Origin of the sequence: Cucumibacter marinus DSM 18995 (assembly GCF_000429865.1) — a bacterium.
GTDB lineage: Bacteria > Pseudomonadota > Alphaproteobacteria > Rhizobiales > Devosiaceae > Cucumibacter > Cucumibacter marinus.
The window spans coordinates 1-2,334 of sequence record NZ_AUCR01000026.1 but is presented as its reverse complement, the minus strand read 5'-3'; the positions used below and the strand labels follow the sequence as shown (position 1 = coordinate 2,334).

The window sequence follows — 2,334 nt, the reverse complement described above, 5'->3', positions numbered from 1 at the left end:
TACGGCAGATAAATCCGAGAACTCGGTGGACTACGGAACGAAAGCCTCTATCGTACTCTGAGTACGTATGGATGGAGATTTTCGTAATGGGCACAAGGAGATCGGATGGCGGCAGCGATGCCCGCGGGTTGCTGCCACGTGTTGGATCGCTGCGCGCTTGTGGACACGGATCCTGTTGCTGCCGGCCCGCCGCATTTGCCCGCACCAACCAGGTACGGGCAATTCCAGACCGTCTCTTTGGGACCTTGTCGGCCCGCCGGGCCAGGCAGCGTTCGGGATCCCATCTCCCTCTCTCATCCGGATCATCGCCGATCGCCTTTGCGGCCGGGCCGGCGCGCCTTTTCCCTTGTTGACCAGGAGCAGACCATGACCAGGCACAACCCGCCCACCAATCTCATCCTTCATGGACCGCCCGGGACCGGCAAGACCTACCGGACCGCTTTCGAGGCGGTGCGCCTATGCCTAGGGGCGGAGAAGGCACAACCCCTTGAACAAGACCGGGAGGCGCTGATGCGGGCCTATCACGGTTTGTGTGATGAGGGTCGGATCGAGTTCGTGACCTTTCACCAGTCCTCTTCCTATGAGGAGTTCGTCGAAGGATTGCGGCCAACAACCGAACCGGACGGCGAAGAGGATGATGGAAGCACCACCACAACCGGCGGGTTCTGCCTCAAGCCTCACCCCGGCATATTCCGGCGCCTCAGCGAACGGGCGCGGCTCGACACCGGTGGAGAGAAGGCCAGGCCTGCCGGGCGGCTCGATCGAAGCCGGGCAGTGTTCAAGCTGTCCCTGGGTGAACGCGGCAAGCAGGAAGACCAGGTCCGGCACGGGCTTGAGAACGGCCTCATCCATATCGGCTGGGGCGGGGATATCGACTGGTCCGATCCCCGGTTCTCGGACCGCCCGGCCATCGAGGAGGAGTGGAAGACGAGGCGGGATCCCGAGGCCGGCGAGAAGAACGCCAATATCAGCCAGATCTACAGCTTCCGCTCGGTGATGGGCATCGGGGACTATGTCGTGATCTCCGACGGCCGCGATCGTCTGAGGGCGGTGGGCGAAGTGACGGGAGACTACTGGTTCGATGCGGACGCGGATTTCCATCCGCATCGGCGCGCGGTCACCTGGCTGTGGCAGCATGGTGAAGGGGCCGAACGCGAGCGCTTCTATCCGCGTAATTTCCGGCGGCACTCGGTCTACCAGCTCGATGGCGACATCATTGACTGGGACGGCCTCGAGACCATCACCTTCGGGCGCGACATTGCCAAGCCCGGGACGGAGGCACGGGACCATGTCCTCATCATCGACGAGATCAACCGCGCCAATATCTCGAAGGTCTTCGGGGAGCTGATCACCCTGCTCGAGCCCGACAAGCGGCTCGGTGGCCCGAACGAACTTCGGGTGCGATTGCCCTATTCGGGGATACGGTTCGGGGTGCCTGCCAATCTTCATGTCATCGGCACCATGAACACCGCCGATCGCTCGATCGCCCTCATTGATACCGCGCTGAGGCGCCGCTTCACCTTCATCGAGATGATGCCCGACGCCAGTATCCTGCCCGACGATGTGGACGGGATCGATGTGCGGCGTCTTCTTGAGACCCTCAATGAGCGTATCGAGTATCTCCATGATCGTGAGCACCAGGTCGGGCATGGCTATTTTGCCCACTGCCGGACAAGGGCTGACGTCGAGGCGGTAATGCGTGAGCGGATCATTCCGCTGCTCGCCGAGTATTTCCACGAGGATTTCGGGCAGGTCGCCGCCGTGCTCGGCGACGCACCGGACGATGAGGGACGCCCGGTCGAAGGCCGCTTCGTGATCGCCAGGCCCCTGACCCCGCCACCCGGCAATGGCGGATGGGATGAAGGGACCCCGCGGCTGCGCTGGCAGGTGAGGGACGAGATTGACCTCTCCGGGTTCATGCGCTCGTGAGACCGACCGCACCCGGCATTCACCGCACCCTGCCCGAATGGGGGGAACTGGCCTTCGGGCCAGACCCACAACACCTTGATACCATTCCCGAAGACCTGGCATGCCGTCTTGCCCGAACCGCCAACGTATCACCGCTTGCCGGTCGTGGGGGCGGGGGTGTGTTGACACTCGAGCGCGACCGCCTCAAGGCACGCGGCATTGTCGGCATGGTTGCGGTCGAAGGCGGATCGATCGAGATCCTGCCCAAGATCGACGGGGCAGGGGATCTGAGGCGGCACCTCGTGCACATGCTTTCGGTCGCCCTTGATCTCGATATCGATCTCGGTGCACCCGCTTCGCTCGAGGGACAACACCACACGCTCCTCGAGATCATCATCGCGGCATTCATCTCAAGGCTGCAAGCCA

2 protein-coding genes are annotated in these 2,334 nt (G+C 63.0%); both read left to right on the top strand.

Annotation, left to right across the window (positions count from 1 at the left end; genetic code table 11):
- Positions 1-366 precede the first annotated feature (366 nt).
- Positions 367-1,929, top strand: coding sequence for an AAA family ATPase (locus G489_RS20180; RefSeq protein ID WP_051332547.1), 1,563 nt, complete (start codon positions 367-369; stop codon positions 1,927-1,929).
- Positions 1,926-2,334, top strand: a 409-nt coding sequence (locus G489_RS22425) for an McrC family protein (RefSeq protein WP_245578885.1), incomplete at its 3' end; no start/stop codon positions are given. The genes G489_RS20180 and G489_RS22425, both read left to right, overlap by 4 nt.